Origin of the sequence: Actinoplanes sp. CA-015351 (genome assembly GCF_050955685.1) — a bacterium.
GTDB lineage: Bacteria > Actinomycetota > Actinomycetes > Mycobacteriales > Micromonosporaceae > Actinoplanes.
The window spans coordinates 7,287,803-7,307,358 of record NZ_CP192102.1 but is presented as its reverse complement, the minus strand read 5'-3'; the positions used below and the strand labels follow the sequence as shown (position 1 = coordinate 7,307,358).

The 19,556-nt window shown below is 69.2% G+C and carries 19 protein-coding genes; 11 read left to right on the top strand and 8 right to left on the bottom strand.

The genetic code is table 11. The features are described from left to right. Window positions 1–8: 8 nt before the first annotated feature. Both ACQP2E_RS33125 and ACQP2E_RS33120 read right to left on the bottom strand, forming a co-directional pair. On the bottom strand, window positions 9–944 hold the full coding sequence (locus tag ACQP2E_RS33125; RefSeq protein WP_433826924.1) for a tyrosine recombinase XerC: 936 nt from the start codon (window positions 942–944) through the stop codon (window positions 9–11). Between the two features lie 86 nt (window positions 945–1,030). Then, window positions 1,031–1,273, bottom strand: a complete 243-nt coding sequence (locus tag ACQP2E_RS33120; RefSeq protein WP_433826922.1) for a hypothetical protein — start codon at window positions 1,271–1,273, stop codon at window positions 1,031–1,033. A 421-nt stretch (window positions 1,274–1,694) separates the two neighbouring features. Between ACQP2E_RS33120 and ACQP2E_RS33115 the strand changes: the two genes are divergently transcribed. Then, window positions 1,695–1,880: a DNA-binding protein gene (locus ACQP2E_RS33115; RefSeq protein WP_229069476.1), complete on the top strand. Its 186-nt coding sequence runs from the start codon at window positions 1,695–1,697 to the stop codon at window positions 1,878–1,880. A 151-nt stretch (window positions 1,881–2,031) separates the two neighbouring features. On the opposite strand, the gene ACQP2E_RS33110 is transcribed toward ACQP2E_RS33115, so the two are convergent. The 3 genes from ACQP2E_RS33110 to ACQP2E_RS33100 are packed head-to-tail and all read right to left on the bottom strand — an operon-like array spanning window position 2,032 to window position 5,118. Next, window positions 2,032–3,204 carry a DNA-processing protein DprA gene (locus ACQP2E_RS33110; protein ID WP_433826921.1) on the bottom strand — a complete coding sequence of 391 codons (1,173 nt, stop codon included), beginning with the start codon at window positions 3,202–3,204 and terminating at the stop codon, window positions 2,032–2,034. Then, entirely contained in the window at window positions 3,191–4,759 is a 1,569-nt protein-coding gene (locus tag ACQP2E_RS33105; protein WP_433826920.1) for a YifB family Mg chelatase-like AAA ATPase, read from the bottom strand. Before ACQP2E_RS33105 ends, ACQP2E_RS33110 begins: the two co-directional genes overlap by 14 nt. Next, on the bottom strand, window positions 4,759–5,118 hold the full coding sequence (locus tag ACQP2E_RS33100) for a YraN family protein (protein ID WP_433826919.1): 360 nt from the start codon (window positions 5,116–5,118) through the stop codon (window positions 4,759–4,761). The genes ACQP2E_RS33105 and ACQP2E_RS33100 overlap by 1 nt, the downstream gene beginning before the upstream one ends. Before the next feature lie 384 nt (window positions 5,119–5,502). Between ACQP2E_RS33100 and rpsB the strand changes: the two genes are divergently transcribed. The 7 genes from rpsB to ACQP2E_RS33065 all read left to right on the top strand — a co-directional run bounded on the left by rpsB (window position 5,503) and on the right by ACQP2E_RS33065 (window position 12,624). Then, window positions 5,503–6,468, top strand: a complete 966-nt coding sequence (gene rpsB, locus ACQP2E_RS33095; protein WP_433826918.1) for a 30S ribosomal protein S2 — start codon at window positions 5,503–5,505, stop codon at window positions 6,466–6,468. Window positions 6,469–6,555: 87 nt separating this feature from the next. Continuing rightward, on the top strand, window positions 6,556–7,383 hold the full coding sequence (gene tsf / locus ACQP2E_RS33090; protein WP_433826916.1) for a translation elongation factor Ts: 828 nt from the start codon (window positions 6,556–6,558) through the stop codon (window positions 7,381–7,383). 153 nt (window positions 7,384–7,536) lie between these two features. After that, complete coding sequence (gene pyrH, locus ACQP2E_RS33085; RefSeq protein ID WP_181557968.1) at window positions 7,537–8,244, top strand: UMP kinase; 708 nt, start codon at window positions 7,537–7,539, stop codon at window positions 8,242–8,244. 61 nt (window positions 8,245–8,305) lie between these two features. Further along, complete coding sequence (gene frr / locus ACQP2E_RS33080; RefSeq protein ID WP_433826915.1) at window positions 8,306–8,863, top strand: ribosome recycling factor; 558 nt, start codon at window positions 8,306–8,308, stop codon at window positions 8,861–8,863. Window positions 8,864–9,071: 208 nt separating this feature from the next. Continuing rightward, window positions 9,072–10,082, top strand: coding sequence for a phosphatidate cytidylyltransferase (locus tag ACQP2E_RS33075; RefSeq protein ID WP_433826913.1), 1,011 nt, complete (start codon window positions 9,072–9,074; stop codon window positions 10,080–10,082). A 63-nt stretch (window positions 10,083–10,145) separates the two neighbouring features. Further along, window positions 10,146–11,324, top strand: coding sequence for a 23S rRNA (adenine(2503)-C(2))-methyltransferase RlmN (gene rlmN, locus ACQP2E_RS33070; RefSeq protein ID WP_433826912.1), 1,179 nt, complete (start codon window positions 10,146–10,148; stop codon window positions 11,322–11,324). A gap of 37 nt (window positions 11,325–11,361) precedes the next feature. After that, window positions 11,362–12,624: a DivIVA domain-containing protein gene (locus ACQP2E_RS33065; RefSeq protein WP_433826911.1), complete on the top strand. Its 1,263-nt coding sequence runs from the start codon at window positions 11,362–11,364 to the stop codon at window positions 12,622–12,624. A 63-nt stretch (window positions 12,625–12,687) separates the two neighbouring features. Here ACQP2E_RS33065 and ACQP2E_RS33060 read toward each other — a convergent pair whose 3' ends face one another. Continuing rightward, the gene (locus ACQP2E_RS33060) at window positions 12,688–12,924 is read right to left on the bottom strand and encodes a DUF2631 domain-containing protein (RefSeq protein ID WP_433826909.1); all 237 of its coding nucleotides are present in this window, start codon (window positions 12,922–12,924) and stop codon (window positions 12,688–12,690) included. Between the two features lie 127 nt (window positions 12,925–13,051). On the opposite strand from ACQP2E_RS33060, the gene ACQP2E_RS33055 reads away from it, so the two are divergent. After that, on the top strand, window positions 13,052–14,602 hold the full coding sequence (locus ACQP2E_RS33055) for a Rieske 2Fe-2S domain-containing protein (protein WP_433826907.1): 1,551 nt from the start codon (window positions 13,052–13,054) through the stop codon (window positions 14,600–14,602). Here ACQP2E_RS33055 and ACQP2E_RS33050 read toward each other — a convergent pair. Continuing rightward, entirely contained in the window at window positions 14,599–16,167 is a 1,569-nt protein-coding gene (locus ACQP2E_RS33050) for a phytoene desaturase family protein (protein WP_433826905.1), read from the bottom strand. The two genes, ACQP2E_RS33055 and ACQP2E_RS33050, sit on opposite strands and share 4 nt — an antisense overlap. 11 nt (window positions 16,168–16,178) lie before the next feature. Beyond that, window positions 16,179–17,024 (bottom strand): YhjD/YihY/BrkB family envelope integrity protein, encoded by an 846-nt coding sequence (locus tag ACQP2E_RS33045; protein WP_433826904.1) that lies wholly within the window; start codon window positions 17,022–17,024, stop codon window positions 16,179–16,181. Between the two features lie 64 nt (window positions 17,025–17,088). Here ACQP2E_RS33045 and dxr point away from each other — a divergent pair, with 64 nt between their 5' ends. Together dxr and ACQP2E_RS33035 are read left to right on the top strand one after the other, a co-directional pair. Further along, window positions 17,089–18,297 carry a 1-deoxy-D-xylulose-5-phosphate reductoisomerase gene (dxr, locus tag ACQP2E_RS33040; protein ID WP_433834144.1) on the top strand — a complete coding sequence of 403 codons (1,209 nt, stop codon included), beginning with the start codon at window positions 17,089–17,091 and terminating at the stop codon, window positions 18,295–18,297. Next, on the top strand, window positions 18,297–19,556 hold the full coding sequence (locus ACQP2E_RS33035) for a M50 family metallopeptidase (protein WP_433826903.1): 1,260 nt from the start codon (window positions 18,297–18,299) through the stop codon (window positions 19,554–19,556). Before dxr ends, ACQP2E_RS33035 begins: the two co-directional genes overlap by 1 nt.

Genomic DNA, 19,556 nt, shown 5'->3' with positions numbered 1-19,556 from the left:
GTACGTCGTCAGGCGCGGGGGTGCGCCTGTTTGAATGCCGACCGCAATCGCTCGGTCGACACATGGGTGTAGATCTGTGTGCTCGACAGCGAGCTGTGCCCGAGCAGCTCCTGCACCGCCCGGAGATCTGCGCCGCCGTCCAGCAGATGGGTGGCGGCGGAGTGCCGCAGATCGTGCGGGCTGGTGTGCGGCAGCCCGGCCGACCGGGCGGCGCCGGCCACGATCCGGCGCACCACTGTCGGCTGGAGACGGCCGCCTTTCGCGCCGAGGAAGAGGGCGTCCTTGCTGTACCGTCCGGCGAGCTCCGGCCGGCCTGTCCGCAGCCATACGTCGAGGGCGTCGCGCGCCGGATGCCCGTACGGGACGGCCCGCTCCTTGGCGCCCTTGCCGAGGACGCGGACGACCTGCCGGCCGTGGTCGACGTCGGCGCGGTCGAGGCCGCAGAGCTCGGAGACGCGTACCCCGGTGGCGTAGAGCATCTCGAGGACCGCGCGGTCGCGTACCGAAAGGGCTTGATTTTCTGAAGGGTCGTGCGCCGCCGGCGCCATCATCGCCTCGGCCTGGTCGGCGCGGAGCATGGTGGGCAGGTCCCGGTGCGCGCGCGGGCTGGCGAGCTGGGCGCCCGGATCGCCGGGCGCGCGACCGGCGCGGTGAGCCCAGCCGGTGAAGGCGCGTGCCGCAGCCGCGCGGCGAGCCTGCGAGGTACGCGCTGCGCCACCGCTGAGCCGGGCCGCGAGCCACCCGCGCAGCACCGTGATGTCCAGGTCGGCGAGGGTGAGCCGGCCCTCGCGCACGGCGTGGTCGAGCATCGAGACCACGTCACCGAGATAGGCGCGCACGGTGTGCTCGGAACGGTTCTCGACGCCGGCCAGGTGATGCCCGAAGTCGTCCACCGCCTCGCGCAGTGCGGGCGGCAGGGCTTCGTGCATCTGGCGAATACGCATCGTTGCCATCGTATTTTCCGCCGCGCCCCCGGCCTAGCCTCCTGGTGATCGAGTCCTGGCGGGCCGGGACTCGATCACCTCGGCTGTCACCAGGGGCGTTTCCGGGCCCAGGCCAGGAATCGCTCGTAAAGGTTCGGCGGCGACTCCCCGCCCACGGTCAGGTCGTCGAGGGCGTCGTACATCAGCGCGGTGAGATAGATCTTCAGCAGGGACGGGAACGCGCGGTACTCGTCGAGCAGCCCGGCCCGTGCCTCCGGGCAGGGCCAGGGCTGGCCGCAGACCCGGCAGTCCCACTGTGGCCGGACGTGTGTGTGGTCCTTGGCCGTCATGCCGGCCCTCCTTGCTGGCCCGGGGCATCACGGCGGTATCTGGTCGGCGACGGCTGGTTGGCCCGGTGCCGCTGAACCGGCGACGGGAGGACTGGGGGCGGGAGAACCGGCGGCGGGAGGACCGGCGGCGGGGGCGGGTCTTCGGGTGCTGCGTTCGGCGGGTGCTGATGGGCCGGCGGGGGATTAACGGCGAGTTTGGCGTCGATGCAAGGGGCTGGGAGACCACAGATGCAGCGTCGCCACAACCTGCGCCAATCGCGGCGGTGCCTGGGCGAAGTCGGCACCGGATCCGTAGGCGTAAAGCGTCTGGGCATGCACGAAAAGTACTTGGCGTACGCCTACCTGTCCCATAACAAGTTGGACTTCGACTAATAGTCTCACGCCTACGGTCGATCATGTGGGAGTGAAGCCGATCCGCCTCATGGGCGCACACGAGATCCGCATCCGGCTGGGCGGGGTAAGCCGTCAGCGGGCCTACCAGATCACGAGTCGCGCGGACTTTCCGAAGCCGGCCGCAGACCTTGCTCAGGGCAAGGTTTGGCTGACCGAGGACGTAGAAGCATGGATGAAGGTCCATCGCCGAGACCTCGACGACTCCGAGGACTGACCCGCCTCACGCCGGAATTCTCGGCGTCGGAACGCACCGGCCACCCGTGCCGGCGTACTGTCGGAATGCGACAGTGCGCGGCACGGCAGGCCGGTCATAACCGTGCGATCCGGACGCTTGATCCGTAGGTGAGAATCACCCGTGCAGGGACTCAACAACTGTCAAGTCTGAAGGCCACTCCGTCCCCGCTTCTGACCACGAGTCCGGCCAGTTCCAGATAAGACAGGCGTCGAAGCACGGTTCGCACGTCCAATCCGGCGGCCGCCGCGAGCTCCTCCGGACTGGACGCACCCCGCCGGGGCAGCGCTTCCAGGATGAGCGCCGACTCCTCGTCCAGGGCGTCCCGCGCGTGGTCCGGCCCGCGTGGCGGCTCGGTCAGGTACTCGCCGATCCGCCCGACCTCCTCCAGCACTTCGCCGGCCGAGGTGACCAGCCTGGCGTACGGGTTGCCGCGCAGGATCGCGTGACAGCCGACCGACATCGCCGAGGTGATCGGCCCGGGCACCACCATGGCCGGCCGGCTCAGCGCGAGCACCCGGCTCATCGTCTGGGTGGCGCCACTGCGGGCGGCTGCCTCGACCACGACGGTCCCGGCGGTCGCGGCCGCGATGACCCGGTTGCGGACCAGGAACCGGTGCCGCAGCGGCTCCGCGCCGATCGGCCACTCGCTGACGATCAGCCCCTGCTCGGCGATCTGCTCGAACAACGCCGCATTTCCCTGCGGATAAGGACGGTCAACCCCGCAGGCCAGGACCGAGACGGTACGCCCACCGGCCGCCAGCGCACCCCGATGCGCCGCCGCGTCGATCCCGAAGGCGCCGCCCGACACCACGGTCCAGCCCTTCTCGGCCAGCGCGTACGCCATGTCGCTCGCGACGTGGCTGCCGTAACTCGTCGCCGCCCGGGCCCCGACGATCGCCACCGATCGGTCCGTGGCCGGGCCCAGAGGGGGCGCGCCGCGTACCCAGAAGCAGAGCGGAGGCCGGGTGTCCTGATTGACCCGTCCGCCGGTGCTGAGCCGCAGCCGGGCGAGCTCGTCCACCCGGCCCGGCCACTCGGAGTCGGCCGGCACGACGAGCCGGGCGCCGAGCCGCTCACCCCGGTCCAGGGCGGTCTCGGCGAACCGGCGGGCGTCGGTGATCGCGTTCCGCGCGGCCACGGCAGCCCGCAGCCGATGGTCCGGCACATCCCCGCCGAGCAGCCGATCCAGCGCCTGGGCCGCACCCACCTCCTGAACCAGAGTCCAGATCGTCCGGTGCCCGGGCTCGAACAACCACGTCAAAGCCACCCGAGCCACCCGGTCCAGCTGATCAGGGCTCGTCATCGTGGTCTCCCTCCAGGTCCGTGCTCCGGCGGTCGGCGGGTTCCTCACCCATCCGCATCTGGAAGGCCTCGAATATGTCGTCCTCGCGTGGCCGGTCCCGCCCGTCCAGGTCAGCGATGGTCCAGGCAATCCGCAGCACCCGGTCAAAACCACGCGCCGACAGGACGCCGTGGTCCAAGGCTTTGCGCAGCGATGCGGTGTCCGGTGACGCGAGTTCCCAGGGCCGGCGCCGCAGCGTGGTGCCCGGCACCTCGCCGTTGTGCTGCCAGCCGGAATCGGACCATCTGTATCGGGCCGCGTCGCGTGCCCGGGCCACCCGTGCGCCCACCTGGGCCGACGACTCGGCGGGGCCGGACGGGTCGGTGAGCTGTGCCGCGCGCAGCGGCTGGACCGTGATTCTGATGTCGATCCGATCGAGCAACGGCCCGGAGAATCTGCCCAGGTAACGTCGTCGAACCTGAGGCGGGCAGGTGCAGTGTTGATCACCGGCGGTGGACGCACAGGGACACGGATTCGCGGCGGCCACGAGTTGGACCTGCGCCGGGTATTCGGTGATGCCCTTGACCCGGGCCAGCACCACCCGGCCGCTTTCCAGCGGCTGACGCAAGGCCTGGAGTGCGGTCCTGCCCATCTCCGGAATTTCGTCCAAAAACAGGACTCCTCGATGTGCCAGCGACATCGCGCCCGGGCGGGCGAGGCCCGAACCGCCACCGATAAGGGCCGACGGCCCGACCGTGTGGTGCGGGGCCTGGAACGGTGGTCGCCGGATCAGGCCGGAGCCGGCAGGCAGGACGCCGGCGATCGACTGGAGGGCGGTGACCTCCAGCGCCGCGTCGTCGTCCAGCTCCGGCAGGATCGAGGGGAGGCGTTCGGCCAGCATGGTCTTGCCGGCGCCAGGTGGGCCGAGCAGCGCGAGGTGGTGGCCGCCGGCCGCCGCGATCTCCAGCGCGTATCTGGCGGTCCGCATGCCGGCCACGTCGGCGAGGTCCGGCTGAGGGTCGGGTGGCACCGGTTGGGCGGGTGGTGGGTCCAGGAGGGGAGCGGTGCCCTGGAGGAATTCGACGAGGCGGCGCAGGGAGTCGACGGCTCGGACCGTGACGCCGGGGATCACCGAGGCCTCGTGGGCGTTGTCCAGCGGCACGATGACCCGGGTCACCCCGGCCCGGACCGCGGCCGCGACCATCGGCAGGACCCCGCGGACCGGGCGGACCGTGCCGTCCAGGCCCAGCTCGCCGAGCAGGGCGACCCCGTTCAGCCGCTCGGTCGGGAGGTCGCCGGCGCCGGCCATCAGCGCCGCGGCTATCGCCAGGTCGAAGCCGCTGCCGTGTTTGGGCAGGCCGGCCGGGAGCAGGTTCACGGTCATCCGGCGGTTCGGCCAATCGTGCCCGGAGTTGACCACGGCTGCGCGTACCCGGTCGCGGGCCTCGTGCAGGGCGGTGTCCGGCAGGCCGGTGAGCACCAGGGCGGGCAGGCCCTGTGACAGGTCCGCCTCCACCTCGACCAGGTGGCCGGTGACGCCGACCAGGCCGGCGCAGAGCACCCGTGCGTAACTCATCAGAACGCCGCCCTGATGTGCACGACACGGGTGGCCCCGCGCGGCTGCGGGAGGACTTCGACCACGTCGAAGCGCACCTGCTTCGGGCGTACCTTTGTCTCTTCGAGCCATCGCGCGGCGAGAAGCCGCAGCTTGCGCACCTTCCGCTGGCCGACGGCCGCGGCCGGCGGACCGAAGGTCGCCGTCCGCCGGGTCTTCACCTCGCAGAAGACCACGTCGTCGCCGTCGCGCAGGATCAGGTCGACCTCGCCGTCCGCGCAGCGCCAGTTGCGGTCCAGCAGCACGAGGCCGCTCTCCTGGAGGTGCTGGGCCGCGAGCCGTTCGCCGTAGGCACCGATCGCTTTCCGCTGTGTCGTCATGAGGCGGCACCGTGGCAGGATTCCGGGTCCGGCGCGCGGGCCCTGTGGACGGGCCGGAATTGTGGATATCGAAGCTGCGTGCCGCCCGATGTGATATCGGGCGGGCGTTACGGACGGTGACGTTGGACTCGGTTCCGTGGCCTGACCCGGGGCCGCCCGGGCCGCCACGCCGGTTGGCGTATGCTTGACGACGGCGACCGCCTCGTGCGGTCGACCTCGCGCGCCCTCCGACCGTTTCGTTCGCTGCACCCAGCGACGGTGATCGTCGGCGACGGCCCTCCCTGGTCCCGATCTTGTCGGGTCCGACTGTGGCCGCCGACCGGGCGCCAGGACGCCCACCGCCGGTGAGCGTGACAACCAGGGAAGATCAGGGAGTAACTCACCATGGCCGTCGTGACCATGCGCCAGCTGCTGGAAAGCGGTGTCCACTTCGGGCACCAGACCCGGCGCTGGAACCCGAAGATGAAGCGCTTCATCTTCACCGAGCGCAACGGTATCTACATCATCGACCTGCGCCAGACCCTCGACTACATCGAGAAGGCGTACGCGTACGTGCGGACCACCGTCGCCGAGGGTGGCACCATCCTCTTCGTCGGTACCAAGAAGCAGGCGCAGGAGGCCATCGCCGAGCAGGCGACGCGGGTCGGCCAGCCGTACGTGAACCACCGCTGGCTCGGCGGCATGCTGACCAACTTCCAGACGGTGTACAAGCGTCTCCAGCGGATGAAGGAGCTGGAGGGTCTCGGCGACCTGACCGGCACCGCTGCTGGTTACACCAAGAAGGAAACCCTCCAGCTGTTCCGGGAGAAGACCAAGCTCACCAAGACCCTCGGTGGTCTGCGTGACATGACCAAGACGCCGTCGGCGATCTGGGTCGTGGACACGAAGAAGGAGCACATCGCCGTCGACGAGGCCCGCAAGCTGGGCATCCCGGTCATCGCGGTGCTGGACACCAACTGTGACCCCGACGAGGTCGACTTCCCGATCCCGGGCAACGACGACGCCATCCGCTCCGCCGAGCTGCTGACCAAGGTCATCGCCGCCGCGGTCGCCGACGGTCTGATCGCGCGTTCCGGCCGTCACCGCGGCAACGCCGACGAGAAGCCCGAGGCGGGCACCGTCGCCGCCGGCGAGCCGCTCCCCGAGTGGGAGCGCGACCTCTACGAGGGCGCCGAGAAGAAGGCCGCCGAGGTTCCGGCCGAGGCTCCCGCCGCCGCTGCTGAGGCCCCCGCTGCCGAGGCCCCCGCTGCTGAGGCCCCGGTTGCTGAGGCCCCCGCTGCCGAGGCCCCGGCCGCCGAAGCCCCCGCCGCTGAGGCTGAGAAGAAGGCCGAGCCGGTCGCGGCCGAGTAATTTCGGCCCGAAGTCCCAGGTGCGTTTCGGCCGCCGCTGCTCCTCGCGGCGGCGGCCGAGTCCCGAACTGACATCGAGAGAAGAGTCATGGCTAACTTCACCGCCGCGGACGTCAAGAAGCTCCGCGACCTCACCGGTGCCGGAATGATGGACTGCAAGAAGGCGCTGGACGAGGCGGACGGCGACTTTGACAAGGCCGTCGAGTTCCTGCGCATCAAGGGTGCCAAGGACGTCGGCAAGCGTGCCGGTCGCACCGCGGCCAACGGCATCGTCGCGCACTACGGCAAGGCTCTGCTCGAGCTGAACTGTGAGACCGACTTCGTCGCCAAGACCCCCGACTTCGTCGCCCTCGGCGACAGCCTGGTCAAGCTCGGCGAGGAGAACAAGGTCGCGGACGCCGCCGGCCTGCTCGCCGCCGAGCTGGACGGCAAGACCGTTGCCGACACCATCCAGGAGTACGCCGCGAAGATCGGCGAGAAGATCGTCGTGAACCGCTTCACGATCCTCGACGGCAACGTCGCGGTTTACCTGCACCGCAAGGCGCAGGACCTCCCGCCGCAGGTCGGCGTGCTGGTGGAGTACACCGGCAAGACCGACGAGGCCGGTGACGCGGACGCCCGTGGCGTCGGCATGCAGATCGCCGCGATGCGTCCGAAGTTCCTCAGCCGTGAAGAGGTTCCGGCCGAGACCGTCGAGACCGAGCGTCGCGTCGCCGAGCAGACCGCTCGCGAGGAGGGCAAGCCGGAGCAGGCTCTGCCGAAGATCATCGAGGGCCGGGTGAACTCCTTCTTCAAGGACTTCGTCCTCCTCGAGCAGGCGTCGGTCGTCGACAACAAGAAGACCGTCAAGAAGATCCTCGACGAGGCCGGCATCCAGGTCACCCGGTTCGTCCGGTACGAGGTCGGCCAGGAGTAAGGCAACAAGCAATGACGTTGGAGGTCGGGTACGCGATTCTGCGACCGGCCTCCTCGTCGCATAAGGTCTCTTGCAGAAACTGAAAGGAAGGCGGGTTCCATGACGATGGTGACCGACCAGTCCGCCGCGGTCGACGGTCAGAACCCGCCGACCATGCGGCCGAGGCGGGTTGTCCTCAAGCTCTCCGGCGAGGTCTTCGGCGGCGGCGCGGTCGGCGTCGACCCCGACGTCGTGCAGGCGCTGGCCCGGCAGATCGCGACCGTCAACCAGCGTGGCATCCAGGTCGCCGTGGTGGTCGGTGGCGGCAACTTCTTCCGCGGCGCCGAGCTGCAGAAGCGCGGCATGGACCGGAACCGCGCCGACTACATGGGCATGCTGGGCACGGTGATGAACTGCCTGGCCCTCCAGGACTTCCTGGAGAAGGAGGGCATCGAGACGCGGGTGCAGACCGCGATCACGATGGCCCAGGTCGCCGAGCCGTACATCCCGCTGCGTGCGATCCGGCACCTGGAGAAGGGCCGGGTCGTCATTTTCGGCGCCGGCGCGGGCATGCCGTACTTCTCCACCGACACGGTGACCGCCCAGCGTGCGCTGGAGATCCACGCCGACATGGTGCTGATGAGCAAGAACGGCGTCGACGGTGTCTACACCGCTGACCCGCGGGTCGACCCGACCGCTCAGAAGCTGGACAACATCACCTTCCAGGAGCTCCTCCAGCGGGGTCTGCGGGTCGCCGACCAGGCCGCCTTCAGCCTCTGCGAGGAGAACAAGCTGCCGATGCTCGTCTTCGGCGCGGAGGGCGACGACACCATCGTGCGCGCGTGCGCGGGCGAGAAGATCGGCACCCTCATCACCGCGTGATCGCGCGCCCACGTCCCCACATCCCGCACCACCGAAGACAGCGAGGAGGCGAGAAGAGCCGGTGATCGAGGAAACCCTCTTCGAGGCCGAGGAGAAGATGGACAGCGCGGTCGAACATGCCAAGGAGGAGTTCGCCGCCATCCGTACCGGCCGGGCAACCCCGGCTATGTTCTCCAAGATCCTGGTGGACTACTACGGCGCGCCCACGCCGGTCACCCAGATGGCGTCGGTCGGTGTGCCGGAGCCGCGCATGGTCATCGTCAAGCCGTACGACGCGTCGCAGCTTGCCCCGATCGAGCGGGCGATCCGTGACTCCGACCTCGGCGTGAACCCGAACAACGAGGGTACGCAGCTGCGCATCCACCTCCCGCAGATGACGGAGGAGCGGCGCCGCGAGATGATCAAGGTGGCGCGGGGCAAGGCCGAGGACAGCCGGATCGCGATCCGCAACGTCCGCCGCAAGGCCAAGGACCAGCTGGACAAGCTGGTCAAGGACGGCGAGGCGGGCGAGGACGAGGGCCGTCGTGCCGAGAAAGAGCTGGACGACCTGACGCACAAGTACGTCGGCGTCGTCGACGAGCTGCTCAAGCACAAGGAAGCCGAGCTGCTCGAGGTCTGATCCGAAGTTCGTACGTCTGCCCGGTCTTGTGCCTTTGTGCCGAGGCCGGGCTTTCGTATGTACGGAACAAACCACCGCTCAGGCCCGCTGTTAACCCTTTTGCTGTGCAGTAGGCTCGGGGCCGACTCCTGTCCGGGGGGAGAACAACAGGCGACGGCACGTAGGGGATGGCTTTGATTTCGCACACGACGGGGCTGCTCGAACTCTGATGTCCTACCTCGATCCGCGTGCCGGCCGTCCGTCCGGCGACGACACCAACGTGCCGGCGCCGTATTTCTATGACACCCCCACCCCGGCGTGGCAGGGGGATCCCGACGCGAATTCCCCGGTGACCGAGCTGGGAACCGACGTGCCCACGCCGAAAGGCGCGAAGGGCCGCCGCCGGGCCAGCCGGAGCCAGAGCAAGGGCAAGAGCCGCGCCGGGCGCAACCTCCCGGCCGCCATCGGGGTCGGGCTGAGTCTCGGCGTCGTGGTCCTGGCCTCCTTGCTGATCGAGCGGCGTGCACTGCTGGCGGTCCTGGTCGTGGCATCCGGCATCGGCGTCTGGGAGATGTCCAAGGCGCTCACCGCGGCCGGCAGCCGGATCCCGCTGATCCCGCTGGTCGGCGGTTCCGCCCTGATGACCGGCCTGGCTTGGTACGGCGGACCGGACGCCCTGGTCCTCGGCCTGCTCGTGACGATCGGCGCGGCCGTGCTCTGGCGTCTCGCCGACGGTCTTGCCGCGGTCCGCCGTGACTTCACCGGCACCGTGCTGACCGCGGTCTACGGGCCGTTCCTGCTGAGTTTCGCGGCGATGCTGGTGTTTCCGGACGACGGCGCCTGGCGGGTGATCTGCACCCTGGTCGCCGTGGTGCTCTCGGACACCGGTGGTTACGCGGCCGGCGTCTTCCTCGGCCAGCACCCGATGGCGCCGAAGATCAGCCCGAAGAAGTCGTGGGAGGGTTTCGCCGGTTCGCTGACGGCCGCCGCGATCGGCAGCGGCGCTCTGCTCTTCTTCCTTCTCGACGTGCCGGTCTACTGGGGCCTGCTGTTCGGTGCGGTGATCTCGGTGGTGGCCGTCATGGGTGACCTCGCGGAGTCGATGCTCAAGCGGGACCTCGGGATCAAGGACATGAGCAACCTCCTGCCGGGGCACGGCGGCCTGATGGACCGGCTGGACTCGATCCTGTTCGCCGTCCCGACGGCTTACCTGCTCTTCGCGATCATCATCCCGAGCTGACCCGGTGCGTGCCGAACGAGCTACGGCTGACCGATTCGACGGGCGTGGGAGACTGGATACGCCATGACGATTCTTCCGGTCATCCCGATCAGTCCAGACCAGCCCGACGCGGTGATCACCCGTCGCCGCCCCAGCATGCCGCCGAAGCACCTCGCCGACATGGACCTCGCCGCACGCAAGAGCGCCGTCGCGAGCCTGGGCGAGCCCGCCTTCCGGGCGAAGCAGCTCTCCACCCACTACTTCGGCCGCCTGGTGCGTGACGCCTCGGCGATGACCGATCTGCCGGCGGCGTCCCGCGACCGGCTGACCGCCGAGCTCTTCCCGCAGCTGCTGACCCCGCTGCGGGAGCAGGCCTGTGACGACGGCGCGACCCGCAAGACGTTGTGGCGGCTGCACGACGGCGCTCTGGTGGAGAGCGTCCTGATGGGCTACCCCGACCGTGTGACGGCCTGCGTCTCCAGCCAGGCCGGCTGCGGCATGGCGTGCCCGTTCTGCGCGACCGGCCAGCAGGGCCTCACGCGTAACCTCTCGGTGGCCGAGATCGTCGACCAGGTGGTCTATCTTGCCGGTGTCGCGGCCTCCGGCGCGGTCACCGGATCGCCGCCCCGGCTGTCCCGCGTGGTCTTCATGGGGATGGGTGAGCCGCTGGCCAACTACCCCCGGGTGATCGAGGCAGTGCGGCGCCTCACCTCACCAGCTCCGGAGGGTCTGGGGCTGTCACAACGGCACATCACGGTGTCCACGGTGGGTTTGGTGCCCGCAATGCGCCGGTTGGTGGCCGAACAGCTCTCGGTGACTCTTGCGTTGTCACTGCACGCCCCCGATGATGATCTGCGCGATGAGCTTGTGCCCGTCAACCAGCGTTGGAAGGTGGCCGAGGTACTCGATGCCGCGTTTGATTACGTGGCACAGACCGGCCGTCGGGTCTCCATCGAATACGCCCTGATCAGGGACGTAAACGATCAGCCCTGGCGTGCCGACCTGCTCGGCAAGCTTCTGAGCGGCAAGCTGGCCCATGTGAATCTCATCCCGCTCAACCCGACCCCGGGGAGCAAGTGGGATGCAAGCCCCAAACCGGTCGAGCGCGAGTTCGTCCGCCGGCTCCGAGAGGCCGGTGTGTCGACCACTGTTCGCGACACCAGGGGGCAGGAGATCGACGGCGCATGCGGCCAATTGGCTGCGGGCGAGCTGACGCAAGCGAGCGCAGGGGGCGCCGCAGCCGACGCGGAGGTGGCACAGTGACTGGGCGCAGGTCCCAGCAAACGGAGTGGGAGACGTTGTGACGAGTCAGGGGCAGCGTTTCCGGCGGCGTGCGCTACGGCGTGGTTACAAGGTCGACGAGGTCGACGCGTTCCTGGACCGGGTCGAGGCGACCCTGGCCGGTGAGCAGGTCGGCCCGCCGGTCGGTGCGCAAGAGGTGCACGACGTCGTCTTCCGGGTGCGCTTCGGCGGTTACGACGAGTGGCAGGTCGACCTCCACCTGGACCGCGTCGAGCGCCAGCTGGCCGAGTTCGAGGAGCGCGGCGGCCGTCCCGCCCCCGACCCCATGCGCGATTCGATGCGTGGCGGCCTCTCAGCGGTCCCTCAGGCGCCTCAAGGCCCCCCGCCCGGCATGATGGGTGCCCCCCAGGGCATGGGCGGCGGCCAGGGCCAGTTCGGCCCCGGCATGGGCCAGGGTGCGATGGGCCAGGGTGCGATGGGCCAGGGTGCGATGGGCCAGGGTGCGATGGGCCAGGGTGCGATGGGCCAGCTTCCGCCTGGCCCGCAGAACCCCGGCATGAACCCGGCCGCGGCCCGGATGGCGCCGCCGACCGAGCGCCTTCCCGCCCCGGTGCGCGACGACCGGATGCTGCCGCCCCAGATGCCCCCGCAGATGCCGCAGCGCCCGCAGATGCCGCAGCCCGACCCCTACGGGCGTTACGACGAGCCCACCGGTTACGGCCAGCAGCCCCCGCAGCGTCAGCCCCAGCCGCCCCAGGGTTACGACCAGGGTGGTTACGACCAGGGCCCGCCGCCCGGTTACGACCAGCAGCCGCCTCGGTACGACCAGGGCCCGCCCGGTTACGACCAGGGCGGCAGCTATGACGGCTTCGAGCCGGGCCGGCACGGCAAGGCCGACATGACGGCCGAGATCCGGATGCCGGACCGCGACCCGCGTGGCGGTTACGGCGCTCCGCAGATGCCGTCGGCAATGCCCGGTTCACCGATGCCCGGCGCGCCGATGAGTGGCCCTCCCGGTGGCTTCGGCCCGCCGCAGCAGCAGTTCGGCCCGCCGGTCGGCGAGCCCGGTGGCGAGCTGCACCGGGTTGACCAGATGCGCCGCACGTTCCAGCCGCGGCGTTTCGGCAGCGGTTACGACCCGATGCAGGTGGACCGGCTCTTCGAGGGCATCCTCGAGGCGATGACCGGTCGCGGCCCGATGCCGGTGAACGAGAACGATCTCGACATGCTGCAGTTCGGCCTCGTACCGAACGGTTATTTCGAGGCTGAGGTCGACGCCGCGCTGCGCGAGGTGAAGGACATCCTCCTGCGCCGTCGCTGAGCGACGAGCCGGAGAGCGAGAAAGAGGGGGCCGATGGCCCCCTCTTTCGTTGCTGAGCAGTCGTTACTGGTCGTTGGGGCGCAATCCCGCGCGCCGCAGCACCGCGTCGCCGATGATGACGGCGACCAGGCCGATGGCGATCACGACGAGCCACACCTTCTCGGTGTTGCCCTGCTGGTTGCCCCAGAAGAAGAGCAACATGATCACCGCAGAGATGATCGCGCCCTTCTGGGCACGCTTCCGGTTACCCGGCTTGAGCTGGTCCGGCGCGTAGACCTCGTCGTGTTCCTCCGCAGCCACGGTGGCGTCCTCCTATAACCGAGCCATAACGAGGATCTCAGTGTGTCACGGGGTCGCCGGGCGGAACCCGGCAACCCGGCTGTACTTTCGATGCGGCAAACGGAAGCGAAAGCAGAGGAGCGAACAAGTGCGGATCACCGGCACCGGACACGCGAGCATGCGGATCGACACCGCCGCAGGCAGCATTCTGTGCGATCCGTGGGTGAACCCGGCGTACTTCGCCTCGTGGTTTCCGTTCCCGGACAACTCGCAGCTCGACTGGGAGACCCTGGGCGACGTCGACTACCTGTACGTCTCGCACCTGCACCGCGACCACTTCGACGCGGAACATCTGAAGCGCTTCATCAGCAAGAAGGCGACGGTTCTGCTGCCGGAGTACCCGACCAGCCAGCTTGAGGACGAGCTGCGCGACCTGGGCTTCACCAGCTTCTTCCGGACCAAGTCCGACGAAGTCCACGAGCTGGACGGTGGTCTCAAGGTGATGATCCAGGCGCTGATCAGCCCGACCGACGGCCCGATCGGCGACTCGTCGCTCTGGGTGGAGCACGACGGCATCCGCGTGCTGAACCAGAACGACGCACGGCCGTCCGACCTGACCCGCTTCAACGAGCTGGGCCACGTGCACGCGCACATGCTCCAGTTCTCCGGCGCGATCTGGTACCCGATGGTCTACGAGCTGCCGGATAACGCGAAGACCGCGTTCGGCAAGCAGAAGCGGGAGCGGCAGTTCGACCGCACCTGGCGGTACATCGACGACCTGAAGGCGGACTTCGTCTTCCCGATCGCCGGCCCGCCGTGCTTCCTCGACGACGACCTGTGGCAGTTCAACGACATCCACGGTGACGAGGGCAACATCTTCCCCGACCAGTCGGTGTTCCTGACCGAGTACGCGAAGGTCGGCGGCACCAACGCGGTCGTGCAGCTCCCGGGCAGCGTGACCGAGCTCTCCGACGGCGGCCGGACGCAGTCGACGACGCACCCGATGCCTGTCGACGAGTTCTTCGCCAACAAGGTCGCCCACCTCGAGGAGATGCGCGAGCGCAAGCGCCCGGCCCTGGAGGCGGAGAAGGCGTCCTGGCGGCACCCCGAGATCGACGTGCTCGGTGAGCTGAAGAAGCGGATCGAGCCGCTGCTCGAGGAGTCGATCTACCTGGCCAAGGGTGTCGGCGGCCCGGTCCGGTTCGACCTGGTCTCCTACGACGGCGAGGAGATCGAGTCGATCGTCGTGGACTTCCCGGGCAAGCAGGTCCGGCCGTACGCGGACGAGAAGGTCCGGTACCGCTTCAAGACCCAGCGTGAGCTGATCGAGCACCTCATCTTCATCGACGAGGGCGACTGGGTGAACTCGCTCTTCCTTTCCTGCCGCTTCTCGGCGGCCCGGATCGGTCAGTACAACGAGTTCGTCTACGCGTTCTTCAAGTGCCTCTCCGAGGAGCGCCTGCAGTACGCCGAGGGCTGGTACGACGAGCACGAGAAGGCGGTCGACGCCGAGGACATCGAGTTCGGCGACTGGACCGTGCAGCGCCGCTGCCCACACCTGAAGGCCGACCTGTCCCGGTTCGGCATCGTCGAGGGCAACGTGCTGACCTGCCAGCTGCACGGATGGAAATTCGACCTGCCCAGTGGCCGATGCCTGACCGGCGTCGGCCACAAGATCAGGGCGACGAAGAACTCCTAGGCAGCGAGATCTTTCAGGATGCGGCGGGCCACGTTGTGGCCCGCCGCGCCGATCACGCTTCCGGCCGGGTGAGCGCCGGCGGAACCGGCGTACAGCCCGTCCAGACCGGTGAAGTACGGCATCCGCTGATCGAACGCGACAGTGTTGTCGACGTGGTGGATGTGCCCGCCGGTGATCCCGAAATGCTTCTCGATGCCGGGCGGCGTGAGCGGCATGACGTCCGCCACGAGATCGCTGGCCCCGGGCGCGTACCGGTCGCAGATAGCCAGAAGTTTCTCGACGTATCCGTCGATTTCTGAATCCCACGACGACCCGGCCGGCTCGAACGGCACCGACTGCACGAACAGCGCCGACGAATGGTGCCCCTCGGAGTCCTGGAGCGACGGATCGACTGTCGTGTGCAGGTACCACTCGATGGTCGGCTCCGACGGCAACCGCCCGGCCTGCACGTCCGCCCACATCTCGCGCAGCGACGCCATCGGCGAGCCGGAGTCCGGCAGCAGGTGGATGGTCGCCCCGAACGGCGACGGCGCCCCGGCCGGCAGGCACGAGAAGACCGGCAGATCACGAAGCGCGAGGTTCACCTTGAGCGTGGTCCCAGGCCGCCTGACGGCGGCCATCCGGTCGGTGAGCTCCGCCGGAATCGCACCCTGCGGGACAAGACTCATCAATGCGTACGGGTCACAGCTCCCGAGAACGACACGGGCCGCGACACTCCTTCCGTCGGCGAGCACGACACCGCTGGCCGCACCGCCGTCGACGGTCACCGCGCTGACCCGGGCGCCGGTGTAAAGGCGCGCCCCGGCAGCCCGGGCCGCGTCCGCGAAGGTCCGCGAGACGGTGCCCATGCCGCCCTGGGCGATCATCCAGGTGCCGTCCGCACCGGGCAGCCGGCACATGTTGTGCACCAGGAAGTTGTGTCCGGTGCCCGGGTCGTCCGGGCCGGCGTTCAGACCGGAGAGGCCGTCGGTCACCGCGTACATGCTGACCAGCAGTTCGCTCTTGAAGCCGAACCGGTCGAGATAGTCGGCGACGGATCCGCGTACAAGATCCAAGAAGGTGCTCTGGAGCTGCGGCCGGATGTGGCGGTCGGCGATCTCCTCGACGGAGGCCGGCTCGTCGAGCCAAGCCGGCGCGAGATCGGCGCGAAGCGCGCCGATCTCCACGGCGAGGGCCTCGTCGGCGGCGGCGTCCCGGGGTGAGAAGAACTGCTCCAGCTGGGCCCGGGTGTCGGCACGGTCGCGACCGAACAGAAGGTACGGCGAACCGGCCGGACCGGGCGTCGGCAGGAAGTAGTGCGGGTCGCGGCGCAGGACCGGAATGTCCAGGTCGAGCGTGCGCAGCAGCTCCGGCGGCATCAGGCCGAGCAGGTACGACCCGGTCGACTGGCCGAGGCCGGGAACCTTGGCGAAGGGGTGTTCGGTGCGGGTCGCGCCGCCCAGCACGCCGGCGGCCTCGAGCACGACGACGTCGAGCCCGGCGCGGGCGAGCAGGATCGCCGAGACCAGGCCGTTGTGCCCGGAGCCGATGATCACCACATCGGCGCGATCGGGGATGGAGGTCATGGCGAGCGAGACTACCCCGCGAAGAGGCCCGGCACCCTCGGTGAATCGTCCGTTAAATACGTCTTGACGGTGTGCGTGACGGCGAATCCGGTCAGCAGGACGATGTGGAACAGGTAGAGCCAGAGAAGGGTCGCGACCATCGCGCCGATCTCGGTGAAGCCGCCGAACGGCACACCCAGATCCAGCGGCAGCGAGCAGAACAGCACGGCGCCGTGCAGGAACCCGGACAGGTTCGCCGCGGTGAACGAGCCGATCACGATCGTCGAGAGCCAGGGCGGCCGGCCCGGCGCGACGTACCGGTACACCCAGATCACCACCGGGGTCAGCACCAGCCAGGTGGCGAGGAACGAGAGCACCACGCCGAGAACCGACCACCAGCCGCCGCGCAGCCATAGTCCGCTCGTGGTCGGCAGCGCCAGGAAGAGGGCGAGCAGAAGTGCCGGCGCGGCCGCGAGCAGCGGCAGCCAGAGGATCCGGCCACGCCAGCCGACCAGCGACTCCCCGGGGCGCCTCAGCGAGACGAAGGCCCGGCGCAGGCCCTCGCCGTAGAGCGTCGCCGGCAGCAGGCTGGCGAGCGCCAGCATCGGCGTCAGGTTCAGTCCGGCCTCGATCAGGGCGGAGAGCGCCTGCGGCGCCCCGAGCTGGTCCGGCAGGGCGGAGATGGTCCGGCCGGTCAGATCGCGTACGCGGTCAGCGCCGATCGTCAGGCCGGTGAGCCAGACCGCGAGCAGGGCGACCGGCACCACCGCGATGGCGGCGTAGAACGTGATGGCAGCCGCATGCAACGACACGTCCCGGCCACGCAGCGGCTGCAGGAGAGCCGCGATTCTTGATCGCACACCGCAGGGGTACCCCATCGGCGCTCCCAGATCACTCATAGGTCGCGGCCCAGCGCTGAGCGGCGTGCGCGCCTACGGGAGGATGGGCATCATGCGCGACCTCGTTCTGCTCGGGTCCACGGGATCCATCGGTACTCAGGCCATCGACATCGTCCGCCGCAACCCGGACCGGTTCCGTGTGGTGGCCCTCGGCGCCGGGGGTGGCAACATCGAGCTCCTCGCCGCCCAGGCACTGGAGCTGAGCGTCGAGGTGGTCGGCGTGGCCCGCTCGTCGGCCGTACAAGATCTGCAGTTGGCTTTTTACGCCGAGGCGCAGAAGCGCGGTTACGCGACCGGTGACTTCAAGATCCCCAAGATCGTGGCAGGGCCGGACGCGATGACCGAGCTGGCGCGGCACCCCTGCGACGTCGTGCTGAACGGCGTTGTCGGCAGCCTCGGCCTCGCACCGACGCTCGCCGCCCTCTCCGAAGGCCGCATCCTCGCCCTGGCGAACAAGGAATCCCTGGTCGCCGGCGGGCCGCTGGTCCGGGCCATCGCCAAGCCGGGCCAGATCGTCCCGGTCGACTCGGAACACTCCGCCCTGGCTCAGTGCCTGCGCGGCGGCCGGGCCGACGAGGTACGCCGTCTCGTGCTCACCGCGAGCGGGGGAGCGTTCCGTGGCCGGCGGCGCGAGGAGCTGGGCAGCGTCACACCGGAGGAAGCGCTCAAGCACCCGACCTGGGACATGGGCCCGGTCGTCACGATCAACTCGGCGACGATGGTGAACAAGGCGCTCGAAGTGATCGAGGCGCACGAACTGTTCGCGGTGCCGTACGACGACATCGAGGTGATGGTCCACCCGCAGTCCGTGCTGCACTCCCTGGTCGAGTTCACCGACGGCTCCACCCTGGCGCAGGCCAGCCCGCCGGACATGCGGCTGCCGATCGCCCTGGCGCTGGCCTGGCCGGACCGGGTGCCGGAAGCGGCGGCGGCGGTCGACTGGACGCAGGCACACAACTGGGAGCTGCGCCCGCTCGACTCCGAGGCCTTCCCGGCGGTCCGGCTGGCGAAGGAGGCGGGCCGGGCCGGCCGCTGCCTGCCGGCGGTCTACAACGCCGCCAACGAGGAGTGTGTGGCCGCTTTCGTCTCCGGTCGGCTACCTTTTCTGGGCATCGTCGACACCCTTGAGCGGGTGCTCACGGCGGCCCCGGATTTCGCGGAACCCGGTACCGTCGATGACGTGCTTGCCGCGGAGGCATGGGCGCGGGCCCAGGCACAGCGGACCATCGCGACAGTGGCTGAAGGAGCCTGATGCTTTTCTGGCTGGGTGCGGCGGCTTTCGCGCTGACCATCCTGATCTCGGTGAGCCTGCACGAGCTGGGTCACATGATCACGGGCAAGCGCTTCGGGATGAAGGTGACGCAGTACTTCGTCGGCTTCGGCCCCACGATCTTCTCGTTCAAGCGTGGCGAGACGGAGTACGGCCTGAAGGCCATCCCGCTCGGCGGCTTCTGCAAGATCGTCGGCATGACGCCGCAGGACGAGGACGTCCTTCCGGAGGACCAGCACCGCGCGATGTGGCGGTTCCCGGTGTGGAAACGGACCGTCGTGATGTCGGCCGGCTCGATCACTCACTTCCTGCTCGCGTTCGTCGGGGCGTACTTCATGGCGCTCACCGTCGGCCTGCCGAACACGGACATCCCGCAGACCGCCGAGGCGCAGCGATCCGCCCCGGCGATGATCTACGTGGGTGACTGCATCCGCACCACGCTCGCCGACACCAGCACCGAGTGCGTGCCCGGCACAGGCAGTGCCGTGGCGGCGCCGGCCAAGGCCGCGGGCCTGGAAACCGGTGACCTGATCACCAAGGTGGGCGCCACGGCGGTTGCCAATTACGGCCAGCTGACCGACGCGATCCGCTCCTCGGCGGCCGGGCCCACCCCGTTCACCTACGTGCGCGACGGACAGACCGCCACCGCCACGGTGAACCTGGTGAGCGCCGAGCGCACCCCGCTCGACGACCCGAACGGCGCGGTGTCGCAGGTCGCTGTCGCGGGCGTGAGCTGGACCACGGACCAGCCGTCGGTTCTGACGTACGGTGCCTTCAGGGCTGTCCCGGCGGCCGGCGACTTCAGCTGGTACGTGGTGGAGAACTCCTTCAAGGCCATGGCGCGGATCCCGGAGAAGGTACCCGCTCTGTGGAACTCGATCACCGGCGAGGAGCGTGACCCGGACACCCCGATCAGCGTGGTGGGCGCGAGCCGGATCGGCGGCGAAGCGATCGAGAAGGGCGTGCCCGAGGTCTTCTGGCAGGTCTTCATCTCGCTCAACATCTTCATCGGCCTGTTCAACCTGTTGCCGCTGCTCCCGCTCGACGGCGGCCACATCGCCATCGCATGGTTCGAAAGAGTTCGCTCGTGGCTCTACCAGCGTTTCCGGCGGCCTGATCCGGGCCGGGTCGACTACTACAAGCTGATGCCGGTGACGTACGCAGTCATCCTCATCGGTGGCGCGTTCACGGTGCTCACGGTCACCGCGGACATCATCAACCCCATTACGATCTTCAAGTGA